17 protein-coding genes and 1 pseudogene are annotated in these 19012 nt (G+C 63.4%); 13 read left to right on the plus strand and 5 right to left on the minus strand.

What is annotated here, in order from left to right:
• The first annotated feature begins 3 nt into the window (after positions 1-3).
• The 5 genes and pseudogenes from AC0L2M_RS23645 to AC0L2M_RS23665 all read left to right on the plus strand — a co-directional run bounded on the left by AC0L2M_RS23645 (position 4) and on the right by AC0L2M_RS23665 (position 4438).
• A complete protein-coding gene (locus AC0L2M_RS23645; RefSeq protein ID WP_473536063.1) occupies positions 4-1368 on the plus strand; it encodes an NAD(P)-dependent oxidoreductase in 1365 nt (454 codons plus the stop codon).
• Positions 1369-1370: 2 nt separating this feature from the next.
• On the plus strand, positions 1371-2684 hold the full coding sequence (preA, locus tag AC0L2M_RS23650) for an NAD-dependent dihydropyrimidine dehydrogenase subunit PreA (protein WP_128167225.1): 1314 nt from the start codon (positions 1371-1373) through the stop codon (positions 2682-2684).
• Between the two features lie 323 nt (positions 2685-3007).
• On the plus strand, positions 3008-3526 hold the full coding sequence (locus tag AC0L2M_RS23655; RefSeq protein ID WP_287249484.1) for an RrF2 family transcriptional regulator: 519 nt from the start codon (positions 3008-3010) through the stop codon (positions 3524-3526).
• 11 nt (positions 3527-3537) lie between these two features.
• A pseudogene (locus AC0L2M_RS23660) lies at positions 3538-3995 on the plus strand (carboxymuconolactone decarboxylase family protein).
• 65 nt (positions 3996-4060) lie between these two features.
• Positions 4061-4438, plus strand: a complete 378-nt coding sequence (locus AC0L2M_RS23665) for a DoxX family protein (RefSeq protein ID WP_473536064.1) — start codon at positions 4061-4063, stop codon at positions 4436-4438.
• Between the two features lie 81 nt (positions 4439-4519).
• On the opposite strand, the gene AC0L2M_RS23670 is transcribed toward AC0L2M_RS23665, so the two are convergent.
• Positions 4520-5149, minus strand: a complete 630-nt coding sequence (locus AC0L2M_RS23670) for a TetR family transcriptional regulator C-terminal domain-containing protein (protein ID WP_473536065.1) — start codon at positions 5147-5149, stop codon at positions 4520-4522.
• 254 nt (positions 5150-5403) lie between these two features.
• Between AC0L2M_RS23670 and aptA the strand changes: the two genes are divergently transcribed.
• The 3 genes from aptA (at position 5404) to hydA (ending at position 9554) form a co-directional block, all read left to right on the plus strand.
• A complete protein-coding gene (gene aptA / locus AC0L2M_RS23675; RefSeq protein ID WP_473536066.1) occupies positions 5404-6732 on the plus strand; it encodes an omega-aminotransferase AptA in 1329 nt (442 codons plus the stop codon).
• 55 nt (positions 6733-6787) lie between these two features.
• Positions 6788-8038 carry a Zn-dependent hydrolase gene (locus AC0L2M_RS23680; protein WP_473536067.1) on the plus strand — a complete coding sequence of 417 codons (1251 nt, stop codon included), beginning with the start codon at positions 6788-6790 and terminating at the stop codon, positions 8036-8038.
• Positions 8039-8102: 64 nt separating this feature from the next.
• Positions 8103-9554: a dihydropyrimidinase gene (gene hydA, locus AC0L2M_RS23685; protein ID WP_473536068.1), complete on the plus strand. Its 1452-nt coding sequence runs from the start codon at positions 8103-8105 to the stop codon at positions 9552-9554.
• 77 nt (positions 9555-9631) lie between these two features.
• On the opposite strand, the gene AC0L2M_RS23690 is transcribed toward hydA, so the two are convergent.
• A complete protein-coding gene (locus AC0L2M_RS23690; RefSeq protein WP_027153830.1) occupies positions 9632-10036 on the minus strand; it encodes a cupin domain-containing protein in 405 nt (134 codons plus the stop codon).
• A 110-nt stretch (positions 10037-10146) separates the two neighbouring features.
• On the opposite strand from AC0L2M_RS23690, the gene AC0L2M_RS23695 reads away from it, so the two are divergent.
• From AC0L2M_RS23695 to AC0L2M_RS23715, 5 genes are all read left to right on the plus strand, one after another.
• Positions 10147-10938 carry an ABC transporter ATP-binding protein gene (locus AC0L2M_RS23695; protein WP_287237206.1) on the plus strand — a complete coding sequence of 264 codons (792 nt, stop codon included), beginning with the start codon at positions 10147-10149 and terminating at the stop codon, positions 10936-10938.
• 237 nt (positions 10939-11175) lie between these two features.
• Complete coding sequence (locus AC0L2M_RS23700; protein ID WP_023798697.1) at positions 11176-12054, plus strand: ABC transporter permease; 879 nt, start codon at positions 11176-11178, stop codon at positions 12052-12054.
• Positions 12051-13187: an ABC transporter permease gene (locus tag AC0L2M_RS23705; protein WP_473531223.1), complete on the plus strand. Its 1137-nt coding sequence runs from the start codon at positions 12051-12053 to the stop codon at positions 13185-13187. Before AC0L2M_RS23700 ends, AC0L2M_RS23705 begins: the two co-directional genes overlap by 4 nt.
• Before the next feature lie 82 nt (positions 13188-13269).
• Entirely contained in the window at positions 13270-14241 is a 972-nt protein-coding gene (locus AC0L2M_RS23710; RefSeq protein WP_023798699.1) for an ABC transporter substrate-binding protein, read from the plus strand.
• Positions 14242-14412: 171 nt separating this feature from the next.
• On the plus strand, positions 14413-14862 hold the full coding sequence (locus AC0L2M_RS23715) for a CHRD domain-containing protein (protein ID WP_287249500.1): 450 nt from the start codon (positions 14413-14415) through the stop codon (positions 14860-14862).
• 87 nt (positions 14863-14949) lie between these two features.
• Here AC0L2M_RS23715 and AC0L2M_RS23720 read toward each other — a convergent pair whose 3' ends face one another.
• The 3 genes from AC0L2M_RS23720 to AC0L2M_RS23730 form a co-directional block, all read right to left on the minus strand.
• A complete protein-coding gene (locus AC0L2M_RS23720) occupies positions 14950-16599 on the minus strand; it encodes a thiamine pyrophosphate-binding protein (RefSeq protein ID WP_473536069.1) in 1650 nt (549 codons plus the stop codon).
• The gene (locus tag AC0L2M_RS23725; RefSeq protein ID WP_473536070.1) at positions 16596-17771 is read right to left on the minus strand and encodes a CaiB/BaiF CoA transferase family protein; all 1176 of its coding nucleotides are present in this window, start codon (positions 17769-17771) and stop codon (positions 16596-16598) included. The genes AC0L2M_RS23720 and AC0L2M_RS23725 overlap by 4 nt, the downstream gene beginning before the upstream one ends.
• A gap of 150 nt (positions 17772-17921) precedes the next feature.
• A complete protein-coding gene (locus tag AC0L2M_RS23730) occupies positions 17922-18857 on the minus strand; it encodes an alpha/beta fold hydrolase (protein ID WP_128246390.1) in 936 nt (311 codons plus the stop codon).
• Positions 18858-19012: the final 155 nt, after the last annotated feature.

The raw sequence follows: 19012 nt of genomic DNA on the forward strand, positions 1-19012 counted from the left end.
GGAATGGCGACTGGTCATTTCAAGCAGGGCATTGCCGGCGGCCGGCTTTCGCCTGAGCAATACGCCGATAATTTTTCCGACCTGCATCCGCCGCTCGATCATCACGAGGCGCTGGTCGAGTCCGATCGCTGCTATTTCTGCTACGATGCGCCGTGCATGAACGCGTGCCCGACCTCGATCGACATCCCGCTGTTCATCCGCCAGATCTCGACCGGCAATCCGATCGGCTCGGCCAGGACGATTTTCGACCAGAACATTTTGGGCGGCATGTGCGCCCGCGTCTGCCCGACCGAGACGCTGTGCGAAGAGGTCTGCGTGCGCGAAGTGGCGGAAGGCAAGCCGGTGCAGATCGGCCGCCTGCAGCGTTATGCCACCGATGTCGCAATGGCTGAGAACAAGCAGTTCTATGCGCGCGCCGCTCCGACCGGCAAGACGGTCGCCGTGGTCGGCGCCGGACCGGCCGGGCTTGCCGCCGCCCATCGGCTCGCCCGCCACGGTCACGACGTGACCATCCTGGAGGCCCGCCCGAAAGCCGGCGGTCTCAATGAATACGGCATCGCCGCTTACAAGAGCATCGACAATTTTGCCCAGGCTGAGGTCGACTATGTCATTTCGATCGGCGGCATCAACATCCAGAACGGCAAGGCGCTTGGCCGCGATTACCAGCTGTCGGACCTGACCAGGAATTACGATGCAGTGTTCCTCGGCATGGGACTTGGCGGCGTCAACGCGTTGTGCGCCGACGGCGAGGACGCGCAAGGCGTCACCAATGCGGTGGAGTTCATTGCCGAGCTTCGCCAGGCCAGCGATCTTGCCAGCCTGCCGGTCGGCCGGCGTGTCGTCGTCATCGGTGGCGGCATGACGGCGATCGACGCGGCGGTGCAATCAAAGCTGCTCGGCGCCGAAGAGGTGACGATCTGCTACCGGCGCGGCCAGGAGCACATGAACGCCTCGGAATTCGAGCAGGACCTGGCCGCCGCCAACGGCGTCATCATCCGCCACTGGCTGCAGCCGAAGCGGGTCATTGCCGAAGGCGGCAAGGTCTCAGGCATCGAGCTCGAATATACGGCGATGGATGGCGAGAAACTCGTCGGCACCGGCGAGCGAATGACGCTCACCGCCGACCAGGTGTTCAAGGCGATCGGCCAGAGCTTTGTCCCGGCTGCGCTCAACGGCAGCGGCGCCTTGCTGGCGCTGGAAGCCGGCCGCATCAAGGTCGACGCCGAAGGCCGCACCTCGCTGCCAAACGTCTGGGCCGGCGGCGACTGCATCTATGGCGGCGACGACCTCACCGTCTCGGCAGTCGCGCAGGGGCGCGACGCGGCCGAATCGATCCACCGGGCACTGACCTCGAACGGGAGGGCATGAGCATGGCAGATATCAGAAACAATTTCGTCGGCATCAAATCACCAAATCCGTTCTGGCTGGCCTCGGCGCCGCCGACCGACAAGGCCTACAATGTCATCCGCGCCTTTAGGGCGGGCTGGGGCGGCGTTGTCTGGAAGACGCTCGGCGAAGAGGGGCCGCCGGTGGTCAATGTCAACGGCCCGCGCTATGGCGCGATCTGGGGCGCCGATCGCCGCCTGCTCGGCTTGAACAACATCGAGCTGATCACCGACCGCGACTTGCAGACCAATCTGCGCGAGATCAAGCAGGTCAAGATGGACTGGCCCGAGCGCGCCATCGTCGTCTCGCTGATGGTGCCTTGCGAGGAGCATGCGTGGAAGGCGATCCTGCCGGTGGTCGAGGAGACCGGGGCCGACGGCATCGAGCTCAATTTCGGCTGCCCGCACGGCATGTCGGAACGCGGCATGGGCGCCGCCGTCGGCCAGGTGCCGGAATACATCGAAATGGTGGTGCGCTGGTGCAAGGCCAACACCCGCATGCCTGTCATCACCAAGCTGACGCCGAACATCACCGATATACGCAAGCCGGCGCGTGCCGCCCTTGCCGGCGGCACCGACGCGGTGTCGCTGATCAACACCATCAATTCGATCACCGGCGTCAATCTCGACAGTTTCGCACCGGAGCCGACCATCGACGGCAAGGGTTCGCATGGCGGCTATTGCGGCCCGGCGGTGAAGCCGATCGCCATGAACATGGTCGCCGAGATCGCCCGCGATCCGGAAACGCACGGCTTGCCGATCTCCGGTATCGGCGGCATCACCACCTGGCGCGACGCTGCCGAATTCATGGCGCTCGGTGCCGGCAATGTGCAGGTGTGCACGGCGGCGATGACCTATGGCTTCAAGATCGTGCAGGAGATGATCGCCGGCCTGGAAAACTGGATGGACGAGAAGGGCCATGCCTCGCTCGACGACATCGTCGGCCGCGCCACGCCCAACGTCACCGACTGGCAATATCTCAACCTCAATTACGTCGCCAAGGCGCATATCGACCAGGAGGCGTGCATCAAATGCGGCCGCTGCCACATCGCCTGCGAGGACACTTCGCACCAGGCGATCACCAGCATGGTTGACGGCAAGCGGCATTTCGAGGTGATCGAGGCCGAATGCGTCGGCTGCAACCTCTGCGTCAATGTCTGCCCTGTCGAGAACTGCATCACCATGGAGCCGCTGGCGGCCGGCGTCATCGACCAGCGCACCGGCAGACCGGTGTCGCCGGTCTACGCCAACTGGACGACGCATCCAAACAACCCGATGGCCAAGGTGGCCGCGGAGTAAGTTTGGTCGAAGCGCCAGATCGGTTTCGTCCGGTTGAATTGTCGAGGTTGGCGCTGCCCCTCATCCGCCTGCCGGCACCTTCTCCCCGTATCGTGACGGGGAGAAGGGGGATTGCCGCAACCTCGCCGCCCTTTTTGCACCGCCGACAATTGGCGAAATCATCGGTGATAGCGTCTTTCTCCCCGTCACTATACGGGGAGAAATGCCCGGCAGGGCAATGAGGGGCAGCGCAACCTTTGAAAAGGAACCGTAGGCCCGGATATTCCTATTGCGGATAAAAATTATCCACGATAAGATATATCCATGAATTGGAATTCAGAAAAATGAAGCTGGGCGAGGGCGTTGAAGCGGCCATCCACTGCGCCGCCATGCTTGCCGGCGTGGAAGGCGCGTCGACCATGCCGGGTGCTGCCATGGCGGAAGCGTTCGGCCTGTCGCCAAGCTATCTGCTCAAGCATCTCAACGCGCTCACGGCGTCGGGCATCCTGGAATCGGTGCCCGGGCCATCGGGCGGTTTCCGGCTGGCGCGGCCGGCGGAGCGCATAACGCTGCTCGACATCGTGCTCGCCGTCGAAGGACGCGAACCGGCCTTCCGTTGCGGCGAAATCCGTCAGCGCGGGCCGGCCAGGCTCGATGCCTCGGCCTATGTCAAACCCTGCGGCATCAGCGTCGCGATGCTGAAGGCCGAGCGCGCCTATCGCGCCGCTCTTGCTGAGTCCCGGCTGTCCGACATCGTTGCGGAATACGTGAGCGATGCCGATCCCCGTTCAGTCGCCGCCAACTGCGCCTTTGTCGAGCGTCATCAACGACCGCAGAAATCCAGTTCAACCAAGCAAGCGTGAAGGGAAAGAGAATGAAGCAGAGGCTGCAATTCTTCGGCGCGGCGCCGGAAATCATGAAGCGGTATCGGCGCTCAACAAGGCGGTCGACGAGTGCGGGCTCGAGGAAGGCCTGCTGCATCTGATCAAGCTGCGGGCGTCGCAGATCAATGGCTGTTCGTACTGCGTCGAGATGCACAGCCGCGAGGCGCGCCGAGATGGCGAGACCGAGCAGCGGCTCTATCTCGTCTCCGCCTGGAAGGAATCGCCGCTGTTTTCCGAGCGCGAACGTGCTGCCTTCGCCTGGACCGACGTGGTGACGAAGATCGCCGACAGCGGCGTGCCGGACGATCTCTATGCTCGCACGCTTGAACACTTCTCGGAAGAGGAATTGGTCAAGCTGTCCGTCGCGATCGGCATGATCAACACCTGGAACCGGCTCTGCGTTCCCTTCCACGCCATTCATCCGGTAGCGGCGGCCAAGGCCGCCTGAGCAGACGAAACTGGATGCGCGGCCTTAACGCCCCGCGCGTCTCTTTTTGCTTTGGGATCAAGACCATGTTGTCGAATTTTGAGAATGAGATTCTGGTTGCCGCACGCCTGCTGCTTGGCGGCGCCTTTGTCTTTGCCGGCCTGCGCAACATCCAGAATGCAGGCTTCCTGACCCAGCTGATGACGACGCGAGGCGTGCCGCAGGCGCGGCTGATGCTGTGGTTGGGGATCGTCCTGCAAATCGTTTCCGGAGCGCTGGTGATATCAGGTGTCTGGACCGCTGCCGCGGCTCTGTGCCTGGTGCTGTTCCTGATGGTGGCCACGCCGATGTTCCACAATTTCTGGGATCATCAGGGCCCCAAGCGCGCGTCGCGCATCAACGGCTTTGTCGGCAACGTGGCGCTTACTGGAGGTTTCCTGGCGCTGGCGGCGCAGCCGCTTTGAAGGTTCGGTGGCCGCCTCGCGGAGGCAGCCGCCGCAGCCTCTGGCAAACGGTCTCAATCTGTCAAACCAATTGCTGAAGCTTCAGCTCTTCGGCTTCAGCCCGTCGATGAACAATTGTTCGAGAAACCTTGCAGCATCCTCGAAGCGGCCGTCGCCGCCGCGGTCGGGGCCGAGCACGGCGCGGACCTGAACGTCGAAATCGGCATAGTGCTGCGTCGTCGCCCAGATCGAGAAGATCAGGTGCCAGGGGTCGGTGGGCGCGATCTTGCCGGCGCGCATCCAGCCCTTGATGACGGCGGCCTTCTCGTCGACCAGCGTCTTCAGCTCGCCTTCCAGCATCGGCATGATGCGCGGCGCGCCCTGCAGGATCTCGTTGGCGAACAGGCGGCTTTCCCTGGGGAAATCGCGCGCCATTTTGAGCTTGCGCCTGATATAGCTTCGCAATTCGGTCAAGGGATCGCCGATGTCGTCGAGTTCGCGCAGCGGCGCCAGCCAGGTGTCGAGAAGCCGCTGCATCAGCGTCTCGTGGATGTCCTCCTTGCGGCGGAAATAGTAGAGCAGGTTCGGCTTCGACATGCCGGCGGCTTCGGCGATCTGGTCGATGGTCGAGCCGCGAAAGCCGCTGGTCGAGAACACCTCGAGCGCCGCCTCCAGGATCAGCTCGCGCTTTTCCTGCTGGATGCGGGTACGGCGAGGGGCCGGAATTTCCATGTCGGCCGTCACCGCGGCATACCATGGCTTGGAGAGCCATCTGGACCAATTCTCTGGACCAGTTTTTCTCCGGCCTGTGGAGCGCGCCTCAGCTGCCGCATTTCCGCTAGTAATCCCTTGACCGCCGACAGGGCGGTGCTAACGTTTGTCCAATCGGTCAAAATTTGCGTAGCACGAAAACGCAGCAGAGACCAAGTGTCGGGAAGACCAAGCGTTAGCCGCACCGAAACAGGTTACAAGGGGAAGTCTTGGTCATGTCCAACCGGCTGAAAGTCACGCCGAACGATCTCAGCGCATTCTGGATGCCGTTCACGGCAAACCGGCAGTTCAAGCAGGCGCCGCGCATGATGGTGTCCGCCAAGGACATGCATTACACGACGAGCGACGGCCGCACGGTTTTAGACGGCACCGCCGGCCTGTGGTGCGTCAATGCCGGCCACTGCCGGCCGAAGATCACCGAGGCGATCCAGAGCCAGGCCGCAGAGCTCGACTATGCGCCGGCGTTCCAGATGGGTCACCCGATCGTCTTCGAACTGGCGAACCGTTTGGTCGACCTGGCGCCGGAGGGCATGGACCACGTGTTCTTCACCAATTCCGGATCGGAATCGGTCGAGACCGCGCTGAAGATGGCGATCGCCTATCACCGCGCCAGAGGCGAGGGCTCGCGCACCCGCCTGATCGGCCGCGAGCGCGGCTATCACGGCGTCAATTTCGGCGGCATCTCGGTCGGCGGCATCGTCACCAACCGCAAGATGTTCGGCACGCTGCTCGGCGGCGTCGACCACATGCCGCACACCCACCTGCCGGAGAAGAATTCGTTCACCAAGGGCGTGCCCGAGCATGGCGCGGAACTGGCCAACGAGTTGGAGCGCATCGTCACGCTGCACGACGCCTCGACCATCGCGGCCGTCATCGTCGAGCCGGTGGCGGGTTCCACCGGCGTCATCCTGCCGCCGAAGGGCTATCTCGAGAGGCTGCGCGAGATTTGCACCAAGCACGGAATCCTTTTGATCTTCGACGAGGTCATCACCGGCTTCGGCCGTCTCGGCACGCCGTTTGCCGCCGACTATTTCGGCGTCACGCCCGACATCATGACCACCGCCAAGGGCGTCTCCAACGGCGTCATCCCGATGGGCGCGGTGTTCGTCAAGAAGGAAATCCACGACGCCTTCATGACCGGCCCCGAGCATATGATCGAGTTCTTCCACGGCTACACCTATTCGGGCAATCCGATCGCCTGTGCGGCGGCGCTGGGCACGCTCGATACCTATAAGGAAGAGGGCCTGCTCACCCGCGGCCAGGAACTGGCGCCGTATTGGGAAGACGCGCTGCATTCGCTGAAGGGCGAGCCGAACGTCATCGACATCAGAAACATCGGCCTGATCGGTGCGATCGAGCTGGCGCCGATTCCCGGCAGTCCGACCAAGCGTGCCTTCTCGGCTTTTGTGAAAGCGTTCGAGCGCGGCGCGCTGATCCGCACCACCGGCGACATCATCGCGCTGTCGCCGCCGCTGATCATCACCAAGGGCCAGATCAACGAATTGATCGACCATGTGCGTGGAGTGCTGAGGGCGGTGGATTGAAGGGCGCGCGGCAGCGTTCCCTGGGGGACGCTGCGCAATCGATGAGGTTTTAGAAATGGCCGCTCCGGGCGAGAATCTGCGAATCAATTCAGACCGTTTGTGGGATTCGATAATGGAAATGGCGAAGATCGGCCCCGGCGTTGCCGGCGGCAACAATCGCCAGACGTTGACCGACGCGGACGGCGAGGGGCGGCAGCTGTTCAAGCGCTGGTGCGAGGCGGCTGGACTTGAAATGGGCCTCGACGAGATGGGCACGATGTTTGCCCGCCGCGAGGGCACCGAGCCCGATCTGCCGCCGGTCTATGTCGGCAGCCATCTCGACACCCAGCCGACCGGCGGCAAGTATGACGGCGTGCTCGGCGTTCTTGGCGGCCTTGAGATCGTACGCTCGCTCAACGAGCTCGGCATCAAGACAAAACATCCGATCGTCGTCACCAACTGGACCAACGAGGAAGGCGCGCGCTTTGCGCCGGCGATGATGGCATCCGGCGTGTTCGCCGGCGTCCTCGACCAAGCCGACGTCTACGAACATGTCGACAAGGACGGCAAAAAATTCGGCGAGGAGCTCGAACGCATCGGCTGGAAAGGCAGCGAGAAAGTCGGTGAGCGCAAGATCCACGCCTTCTTCGAGCTGCATATCGAGCAGGGCCCGATCCTCGAGGACGAGGGCATCGACATCGGCGTCGTCACCCATGGCCAGGGATTGAAATGGCTGCAGGTGACGCTGACCGGCAAGGAGGCGCATACCGGCTCGACGCCGATGCCGAAGCGCCGCAATGCTGGGCTCGGCATGGCGCGGGTGATCGAACTGGTGCACGAGATCGCCATGGACTACCAGCCCGACGCCGTCGGCGCGGTCGGCCACATGGAGGTCTATCCGAACTCGCGCAACATCATCGCCGGCCGCACCATGTTCACCATCGACATCCGCTCACCGGAAAAGGAAGTGCTCGACGCCATGGACGGGCGCATCCGCGAAGGCATCGACACGATCTGCGAAGCGCTCGACATCAAATATCAAATCGACCAGGTCGGCCATTTCGATCCGGTGACTTTCGATCCGGGCTGCGTCAAGGCAGTGCGGGATGCGGCCGAGCGCTTGGGTTATACGCATCGCAACATCGTCTCCGGCGCCGGCCACGACGCCTGCTGGATCAACCGCGTCGCGCCGACGGCAATGGTGATGTGCCCCTGCGTCGACGGGCTCAGCCACAACGAGGCCGAGGAAATCACCAAGGAATGGGCGGCGGCCGGCGCCGATGTGCTGTTCCACGCGGTGGTGGAGACAGCTGTCATCGTGGGGTGAGCTAGAAACCAAGATTCCGAACGTCGCTCACCAAGAAGCGCGAAGAGAACAAGGGAACAAAAAAATGTCCAAAGTCATCAAGAACGGCACCATCGTCACCGCCGATCGAAGCTGGAAGGCCGACGTGCTGTTCAAGCACGGCAAGATCATCGCCATCGGGCCGGACCTGCATGGCGATCACGAGTTCGACGCCACCGGCTGCTACGTGATGCCGGGCGGCATCGATCCGCACACCCATCTCGAAATGCCGTTCATGGGCACCTATTCGGCTGACGATTTCGAGAGCGGCACCCGCGCCGCGCTTGCCGGCGGCACCACCATGGTTGTCGATTTCTGTCTGCCGGCGCCGCAGCAGTCGCTGCTCGAGGCCTTGCAGATGTGGGACAACAAGACCTCGAAAGCCTCCTGCGACTATTCCTTCCACATGGCGATCACCTGGTGGGGCAAGCAGGTGTTCGACGAGATGGCCACCGTCGTCGAGAAGGGCATCACCTCGTTCAAGCACTTCATGGCCTACAAGGGCGCGCTGATGGTCGACGACGACGAGATGTATTCGTCGTTCCAGCGCTGCGCCGACCTTGGCGCGCTGCCGCTGGTCCATGCCGAGAATGGCGACGTGGTGGCGGCGCTGTCGCAGAAGCTGCTGGCCGCCGGCAATAACGGCCCCGAAGGGCACGCTTATTCGCGGCCGCCGGAAGTGGAAGGCGAGGCGACCAACCGCGCCATCATGATCGCCGACATGGCCGGCGTGCCGCTCTATGTCGTGCATGTCTCCTGCGAGCAGGCGCACGAAGCCATTCGCCGGGCGCGGCAGAAGGGCATGCGGGTGTTCGGCGAGCCGCTGATCCAGCATCTGACGCTCGACGAGAGCGAATATTTCAACAAGGACTGGGACCATGCGGCGCGCCGCGTGATGAGCCCGCCGTTCCGCAACAAACTGCACCAGGATTCGCTGTGGGCCGGCCTGCAGGCCGGATCGCTGCAAGTGGTGGCGACCGACCATTGCGCCTTCACCACCAGCCAGAAGCGCAACGGTGTCGGCGATTTCACCAAGATCCCGAACGGCACCGGCGGGCTTGAGGACCGCTTGCCGGTGCTGTGGACGACGGGCGTCAACACCGGCCGGCTCACGATGAACGAATTCGTCGCGGTGACCTCGACCAACATCGCCAAAATCCTCAACATGTATCCGAAGAAGGGCGCCATCGTCGAAGGCGCCGACGCCGACATCCTCGTCTGGGACCCGAAGCGCAAGAAGACGATCACCTCCAAGAAGCAGCAGTCGGTGATCGACTACAACGTCTTCGAAGGTTTCGAGGTGACCGGCCTGCCGCGCTTCGTCTTTTCGCGCGGCGAATTGTCGATCCAGGAGAACGAGGTCAAGGCGAAGCCCGGCCATGGCGAGTTCGTCGCTCGCGAGCCGAATGCCGCGGTCAACCGGGCGCTGTCGACCTGGAAGGAAATTTCCGCGCCGCGCAAGGTGGAACGATCAGGCATTCCGGCGACCGGGGTGTGAGCTTGCGCGGGTTTGTCGAAGTCGGCGCCGCCCCTCAGGGGCAGCGCAAACCTGAAGCGATTGCACTGAAGCCGGCCTCAGGCGACCAGCCCATCCAGTTGCGGCAGCAGCACGACGCTTTCCTGTTCGTTGGGATCGGTGCGGGCGATGACCGCCGAGGCCGGGCTGTCGCTCAGATTGGCCGGCAGATGCGGCACGCCGGCGGGAATGTAGAAGAGGTCGCCGGCCTTGGCCACGGTCTGCTGCTCGAGCCGATCGCCATACCAGGTATGGACCTCGCCGGAGAGCACATAGATCGCCGTCTCATGGCTTTCGTGCATATGCGCCTTGGCGCGGGCACCGGGCGGCATGGTGAGCAGGTGCATGCAGATGCCGGTAGAGCCGACCGTCTCGGCGGCGATGCCGGTGAAATAACTCAATCCCTGCTTGCCTTCATAAGAGCCTTCGGGGCGGATAAGATGGCAGGTGGGTTTGGACGACATCGGGCAAACTCTCGATCGAGTGGGACAAGATAAGTGGAAAGCAGCATTTTGGCAAAAGCAACGGGAGTGCGGCCGGCGCGGCGGCGGTGCGAAAAGCCAGGCTGCGGCCTATGACCGGACAGTCGCCAGCCGTCGTTTCGGCAAGCAAGCTCGGCCTGACCTTCCAGACCAGCGACGGTCCGGTGCAGGCGCTGTCGGATGTCGACCTGACCATCGGCAAGGGCGAATTCGTCTCCTTCATCGGGCCGTCCGGTTGCGGCAAGACGACCTTGCTGCGGGTCATCGCCGATCTCGAGAAACCGACATCGGGAAGCATCTCCGTCAATGGCGTGACGCCGGAGCAGGCGCGCGAAAACCGCGCCTATGGCTATGTCTTCCAGGCGGCCGCACTTTATCCGTGGCGCACGATCGAGCGCAATGTGGCGCTGCCGCTGGAGATCATGGGCCTGTCGAAGGCAGAGCAGGCGGCGCGCATCAAGCGCACGCTCGATCTCGTCAACCTGGCCGGCTTCGAGCAGAAATACCCGTGGCAGCTTTCCGGCGGCATGCAGCAGCGTGCCTCGATCGCGCGGGCGCTGGCGTTCGATGCCGATCTTCTGTTGATGGACGAGCCGTTCGGCGCGCTGGACGAGATCGTGCGCGACCACCTCAACGAACAGCTGCTGGAGCTTTGGGATCGGACCAACAAGACCATCTGCTTCGTCACCCATTCCATTCCCGAGGCGGTCTACCTGTCGACGCGGATCATAGTCATGTCGCCGCGCCCGGGCCGCGTCAGCGATGTCATCGAATCGACGCTGCCGAAAAAGCGGCCGCTCGACATTCGCGAGACGCCGGAGTTTTTGGCGATCGCGGCGCGGGTGCGTGACGGGCTCAGGGCAGGGCACAGCTATGAGGATTGAGCGGGATGGGCTCTCTCCTCTCCCCGACGGTGCCAGCGGGCCCACCCATGCCTTCGTCATCCTAGGGCGGAGCCGCCGCGAAGCGGCGTTCATCGAGAGCGCGGCCAACCATGCCTTCGTCATCCTAGGGCGGAGCAATGAGCGAAGCGACGCGGCGCAGGGCAGGGCACAGCTATGAGGATTGGGCGGGATGGGCTCCCTCCTCTCCCCGTTGGGGAGAGGAGGGGAGCTTCGCTGATGGACTCCTTTCGCGACAAGATCGTTCCGGTGACCTCGATCCTCGCAGGCGTGGTGGTCGTCTGGTATGTTTTCGCCGTCATCCTCAACGCGCCGTTCCAGCGCGATCTCGACCGCCGTGCCGGCGAGACGCCGGGGATCGTGGAGTTCATCGGCAAGACGATGGCGCAGCCGAAGCCGACACTGCCGGCGCCGCATCAGGTGGCGGTGAATTTCTTCGAGAACACGTTTCTGCGCAAGGTCACCAGCAATCGCAGCCTTGTCTACAATGCCTGGGTGACGCTGTCCTCGACGCTGCTCGGCTTCGCTTTCGGCACGGCGCTCGGCATCCTGATTGCCGTCGGCATCGTCCATGTGGCGACGCTCGACCGCAGCCTGATGCCGTGGATCATCGCCTCGCAGACCATTCCGATCCTGGCGGTGGCGCCGATGATCATCGTCGTGCTGGCGGCGATCGGCGTTACCGGCCTGATCCCGAAGGCGCTGATCTCGACCTATCTGTCGTTCTTCCCGGTGGCGGTCGGCATGGTCAAGGGGCTGCGTTCGCCCGAACTCACCCATCTCGACCTGATGCACACCTACAATGCCAGCCCCTCGCAGACCTTCTGGAAGTTGCGGGTGCCGGCATCGGTGCCGTTCCTGTTCACCTCGATGAAGGTGGCGGTGGCCGCCAGCCTGGTCGGCGCCATCGTCGGTGAACTGCCGACCGGTGCCGTCGCCGGCATCGGCGCCAAGCTGCTCGCCGGCGCCTATTACAGCCAGACCATCGATATCTGGTCGGCGCTGGTGGCGGGCTCGGTGGTGGCGGCCCTTTTGGTGATGGTGGTCGGCATAGCCGGGCGCCTCGTCGACCGCGCCATGGGCGGGAGGCCGGCATGAGCGATCTCCTGAGCCTTTCGTCGATCACCCCCCGCTCGTGGCAAGGGTATGCCTCGCTTGTCCTTCTTGCCGGCGCGCTGCTTCTTTGGCCGCTTGTCGATGCGGCGCCCGGCTACGGTGTCGGTACTGCGGCTTTGATTTTCTTGTTGCTGCTCCTGGCAATTGGGGCCGATAATTTCCCGCCGGCAATTGGGGTGGTGTTGCTCTTCCTTGGCGCGCATGGCGCAGCGTGGCTGCTGCTCGCCGGCATAACCGGCAATGAGGGCACCGCCCGCGCGTCGTTCTATCTGCTGCTTGCCGCGGCATGGCTCCTGGCCTGGCGCTGCGTGACGGTGCTGTCCGCGCTTCGCCCGGCCTCGCGCTGGGCGGCGACCGCTTTGAGGCTGATCATTCCGGCGATCTTCGGCGCCTGGATCCTGATCATCTGGGAGGCGGTGACGCGCGGCGCCGGCATTCCCTTCATCCTGCTGCCGCCGCCAAGCGCCATCGGCGTGCGCATCGCCAATTCGCTGCCGGTGCTGGCGGCCGACGTGCGGCAGACCATCTTCAAGGCGGTGATCTTCGGCTACATCGTTGGCAGCGGTGCCGGCTTCCTTGCCGCCATCGCGGCCGACCGCGTGCCGTTCCTGCGCCGCGGGCTTTTGCCGATCGGCAATATGGTGTCGGCGCTGCCGATCATCGGCGTAGCGCCGATCATGGTCATGTGGTTCGGCTTCGACTGGCAGTCGAAGGCCGCCGTCGTCATCATCATGACCTTCTTCCCGATGCTGGTGAACACGGTCGCCGGGCTTGCTGCCTCCGGCCATATGGAACGCGACCTGATGCGCACCTATGCGTCGAGCTACTGGCAGACGCTGTTCAAGCTGCGGTTGCCGGCGGCAGCGCCCTTCATCTTCAACGCGCTGAAGATCAATTCGACGCTGGCGCTGATCGGCGCCATCGTCGCGGAGTTCTTCGGCACGCCGGTGGTCGGCATGGGATTCCGGATTTCGACCGAAGTCGGACGGATGAATATCGACATGGTCTGGGCCGAAATCGCAGTTGCAGCACTTGCGGGTTCGGTCTTTTATGGCGTGGTCGCTCTTTTCGAGAGAGCAGTCACGTTTTGGCATCCCTCCGTCCGTGGTGGATAGGGCGGTGGCGGGTTTGGAATCAGGGTTGGATTGAAGGTCCTGGTCCTAAAAGGGTGAACACTTAACTCCAGAGGGTAAAAGCATGAAAAGACTTGTTGTTTCGATGCTGGCCGGCGCGATGTCGCTTGCCGCGTTCCAGGCGATGGCCGCAGACAAGGTGACGCTGCAGCTGAAATGGGTCACACAGGCCCAGTTCGCCGGCTACTACGTCGCCAAGGACAAGGGTTTTTATGAGGCCGAGGGCCTCGACGTCGAGATCAAGCCGGGCGGTCCCGATATCGCGCCCGAGCAGGTGATCGCCGGTGGCGGCGCCGACGTCATCGTCGACTGGATGGGCGGCGCGCTGGCCGCACGCGAAAAGGGCGTGCCGCTGGTCAATATCGCCCAGCCGTTCAAGAAGGCCGGCATGCAGCTGGTCTGCCCGAAGGATGGCCCGGTCAAGACCGAGGCCGACTTCAAGGGCCATACGCTCGGCGTCTGGTTCTTCGGCAACGAGTATCCGTTCTACGCCTGGATGAACAAGCTCGGCCTGAAGACCGACGGCGGCCCGGATGGCGTCACCGTGCTGAAGCAGAGTTTCGACGTGCAGCCGCTGATCCAGAAGCAGGCGGATTGCATTTCGGTCATGACCTACAACGAATACTGGCAGCTCATCGATGCCGGCTACAAGCCGGAAGAGCTGATCGTGTTCAACTACTCGGCCATGGGCAACGACCTGCTTGAGGACGGGCTCTATGCCCTGGAGGACAAGCTCAAGGATCCGGCCTTCGAGGACAAGATGGTGCGTTTCGTGCGCGCCTCGATGAAGGGCTGGAAATACGCCGTCGACAATTCCGACGAGGCGGCCGGCATCGTCATGGACAATGGCGGCCAGGACGAGAACCACCAGAAGCGCATGATGGGCGAAGTCGCCAAGCTGATCGACAATGCCGACGGCAAGCTCGACCCGGCGACCTACGCGCGCACCGCCAAGGCGTTGCTCGACCAGAAGATCATCACCAAGGAGCCGACCGGCGCGTACACGACCGCTATCACCGACAAGGCCATCAAGTAAGGGCCATCAACCGGGGCCTCTGCGGCCCGCAATTCGAAAAAAAGGGGACGGGCGACCGCCCCTTTTTTTGGCATGTAAAATAGCCGTTACCGGTGGAAACATCCGCTCGCCACAACCGTTGTTCCAGTGCATCCTGCTTCAGCGGATGTCATCGCCACAACGGAGAATTCCATGCGCATGCAATCCTTCTCGCCGATGCTTTCGGCGCTGGCCGTTTCGGCTGCCTTCCTGTGCGGTTCACCGGCCTTGGCCGACATGATGAAGATGAAGGCGACGCTCGATGGCGCTCAGCAGAATCCACCTGTCACCACGGAGGGCAAAGGCGAGGCCACTCTCGGCTTCAACACCGACACGAAACAGCTAACCTGGAACGTGATGTATTCAGGTCTCAGTGGACCGGCGACGGCCGGACATATTCACGGTCCGGCAGCAAAGGGTGAAAATGCCGACGTCGTCGTCCCGTTCAAGGGCGCTGCGAAAAGCCCGTTCAAGGGGGCCGCGATCCTGACCGACGCGCAGGCTGCCGACCTGATGGCCGGCAAATACTACATAAACATCCATACGGCGGCCCACAAGGACGGCGAGATTCGCGGGCAGATCGAGAAGGCGGCGACGATGTAGCGCAGCGGCGCCCCGGCGGAGTGCTGCATTAGCCTGTCGAAGTTTGCGGGAAAGCGCTGCGAAGGAACTCGGCCTATGCCTCTGCGCTCACGACCTGTCCCGTATCTGGGTCATCGTCCGGGTCGGCGTGATCGCCTCGGGGTCGAGCCTGATCTCGACGATCGACGGCTTGCCGCTGGCGCGGGCGCGTTCGAAGGCCGGCGCGAAGTCGGCCGTCTTCTCGACGATTTCGCCATGGCCGCCATAGGCGCGGGCGAGCGCCGCGAAGTCGGGATTCTTCAGGTCGGTGGCGACGACGCGGCCGGGATATTCGCGCTCCTGGTGCATGCGGATGGTCCCGTAGATGCCATTGTTGACGACGACGACGATGATCGGCAGATCGTACTGCACGGCGGTGGCGAATTCCTGGCCGTTCATCAGGAAGCAGCCGTCGCCGGCAAAGGCGATCACATCGCGCTCGGGGAACAGTTCCTTGGCGGCGACCGCTGCCGGCGTGCCGTAGCCCATCGAGCCGGAGGTCGGTGCTGCCTGCGTGGCAAAGCGGCGGGAACGGTGGAAGCGGTGCACCCAGGTGGCGTAGTTGCCGGCGCCGTTGGTGAGGATGGCGTCGTCGGGCAGCATTTTTTCGAGATAGTTCATGATCGGCCCCATCTGGACGGCGCCGGGGCCGCTTTCGGGCGGTGTCGACCAGTCGAGATAGGCGGCGTGCAGCTTCGGTGTTTCATCCGCCCAGACTGGTGTGGCGGCCGGCTTGCGCCCAGCAAAGGCTTCGACGAAGGCGGACGGCGAGGCGTTGATCGCCAGCGTCGGCCGGTAGACACGGCCGAGCTCGCCGGCGTCGGCATGGACATGGACCAGCAACTGGTCGGGATAGGGGCTCTTGAGCAGCGTGTAGTCGGAGGACGGCATCTCGCCCATGCGGCCGCCGATCAGCAGCACGATGTCGGCCTGGTTGATGGCGGTCGCCAGCTTCGGGTTGATGCCGATGCCGACATCGCCGGCATAGTTCGGGTGGAGATGATCGAACAGCATCTGGCGGCGGAAGGAACAGCCGACCGGCAGGGACCAGGCTTCGGCGATCGTCCGCATCCGCGCGACGGCCTCCGCATCCCAGCGCGTGCCGCCGAGGATGACGAAGGGGCGCTTTGCCTTGTTGAGAAGCTTTTCCAGAGCATCGAGCTCGGCCTCGCCCGGCCGCGTTTCGACAGGCGTGTGGGGCAGGGCGGCCGGCGCTTCGGCCAGGCTGGTCAGCATGTCTTCCGGCAGCGAGATGACGACCGGGCCGGGACGGCCGGATGTCGCCACCGCGAAGGCGCGGGTGACGAATTCGGGAATGCGCGCGGCGTCGTCGATCTCGACGACCCATTTGGCGATGTCGCCGAAGAACCTGACGTAGTCGACCTCTTGAAAAGCCTCGCGCTGCTTGGCGTGGCTGGCGACCTGGCCGATGAACAGGATGACGGGCACCGAATCCTGCATGGCGATGTGGATGCCGGCCGAGGCGTTGGTGGCGCCGGGGCCGCGGGTGACGAAGCAGATGCCTGGCTTGCCGGTCAGGCGGCCATGGCAGTCGGCCATCATCGCAGCACCGCCCTCCTGGCGGCAGACGATGGTGCGGATCGGCGAGTCGTGCAGCGCGTCGAGCACCGCAAGGTAGGATTCGCCGGGCACGCAATAGATACGGTCCGTTCCGTTGGCTTCGAGCGCATCGACAATCAGTTGTCCGCCGGTCTTCATTTTCCTGACCTCTCCAGTTCGGCAAGGATTTCTTCGGTGTGTTCACCGAGACGCGGCGAGGGCCGTTCATAGAACAGCGGCGTGCCCGACATGACCATCGGCGCGCGCACCGAGGGCAACAGATTGCCATGGCCGTCGTCGAGGTCGAGCCGCATGCCGCGCGCGATGGTCTGCGGGTCGGCGAACATCTCGCCGATCGTGTTGATCGGGCTGGCAGGCACGCCTGCCGCCTCCAGCCTGGCCAGCAGCGGATCGCGATCGAAGGTTTTCAGCGCCTCGATTATATGCCCGCGCAGCTTGGCCCGGCTGGCGACGCGGGCGGGATTGGTGGCGAAATCGGGGTTCGATGGCAGCTCGTCCAACCCGACGGCCGCGCAGAACTTGGCGAACTGGCCGTCATTGCCGATGGCAAGGATGATGTGGCCGTCCTTGACCGGCACCACTTCGTAGGGCGCGATGTTCATATGCGCGTTGCCCATCTGCACCGGCGATTTTCCCGAAACCAGATAGTTGAGGTTCTGGTTGCCGAGCGCCGAGATCTGGCTGTCGTAGAGCGCCATGTCGATATGCTGGCCCTCGCCGGTCTTCTCGGCATGGCGAAGTGCGGCCTGGATGGCGATCACCGAATAGAGGCCGGTGAAAATGTCCGAAATGGCGACACCGGCCTTTTGCGGCTCGCGGCCAGCCTCGCCGGTGATCGACATCATGCCGGCCATGCCCTGGATGATGAAGTCATAGCCGGCGCGTGGCGCATAGGGCCCGTCCTGGCCGAAGCCGGTGATCGAGCAATAGATCAACCGCGGGTTGATTTTGCGCAAGCTGTCATGGTCGAGGCCGTATTTCTTCAGCCCGCCGAGCTTGAAGTTTTCGATCAGCACGTCCGATGTCGCAGCCAGCCGGCGCACTGTCTCGGCGCCTTCGGGCGTCGAGAAATCGATGGCTATGGAGCGCTTGCCGCGATTGCAGGAATGGTAGTAGGCGGCCGAGAGGTTTTCGCCGTCATGGCTCATGACGAAGGGCGGACCCCATTTGCGGGTATCGTCGCCGCCATCAGGGCTCTCGACCTTGATCACGTCGGCGCCGAGATCGGCAAGCAGCTGCCCGGCCCACGGCCCGGCCAGGATGCGGGCGAGTTCGACTACGCGGATGCCTTTCAGCGGAGGCTCGGTCATGGATCACCGTGATTGATCGGAAACGCAGGCTCTGGTTTTCTTTTTATGCATGTCGTTATCCAAAACCGCTGCGCACTTTTGGGCAACATGCACTATCAATCCCGCGTGCCGAAGTCACGGCTCTTGCAATGGGCCAACCGGACCTCTCGATCAGGCTTGTTTCAGCACGCTGTCGGCCCATGCGGCGAAATCGTCCATGATGATATTTCGATTCACCTCGTTCAGGCTTTCGTGGCGGGTCTCGGCGTAAACCTTTGAAACGAGATTCGAAAAGCCCATCCTGTGCAGGCGCCCAGCGAGATGGCTGACCGCCTTGCCACGATCGGTAGCAGGATCCTTTTCGCCGCCGACCAGGCAGATCGGCAGGGTCTTGCGGATGCCGGAAAAATTAGCGTCGTCGGCGCCGTCGAAGACAAAGCCGAACAGGTCGCGCCACATCGACACCGACGCATCCCAGCCGCACAGCGGATCGGCGATGTATTTGTCGACTTCCGCCGCGTCGCGCGACAGCCAGTCGAACGGAGTGCGGTGACCGGGGACGGCCTTGCCCCAGGCCTGGAAGGTCAGTCTCGGCAGCATGCGCGACGGCATGTCGGAGCCGAGCCGGAATTTTTCCCAGGCCAGGATGACTTGCGCTGCACGGCTGGCGAGCCCGGCGGAAAAATTGGCGTTCCAGATGGCGGCGGCGTGCAGCCGGTTGGAATGGTGAAGCATGAAATTCACCGCGACGAGGCCGCCCATGGAATGGCCGAAGACGATGACCGGCAGGCCGGGATGGTCGCCGGCGATCAGATCATGCACGGCGGCGACATCGGCGATGACCTTGGCGCCGCCATCCACATTAGCGAATCTGCCGAGCGGAGCGTCTGGCGCCTTGGTTGCGCCATGGCCGCGATGGTCATGGGCATAGACGTGGAAGCCGCACTCGCCCAGAAAGGTAGCGAAGCGGACATAGCGCGCGGCATGTTCGGCCAGTCCGTGATTGATCTGGACGACCGCACGCGGGCGGCCCTCGGCGCGTTTCACGTAAAGGTTGAGCTCGGCGCCGGTCGGCGATCGCAGCACGCGCTGCTGGCTGAATGACATTGTCGCTTCGTCTCCAACGCGTCTTTAGCGCCTGCGAACGTTTGTGTGCGCCGACGCCGGTTTTGCGTCAATCCGTTCGCGGTGTTTTGCAGCGCTGTTCTTGCGTCGCAACGCGGGTATCGCAATTCTGACATGGAGAATTTGCTACCCAGAGA

The organism is Mesorhizobium sp. WSM4806 (genome assembly GCF_055811635.1).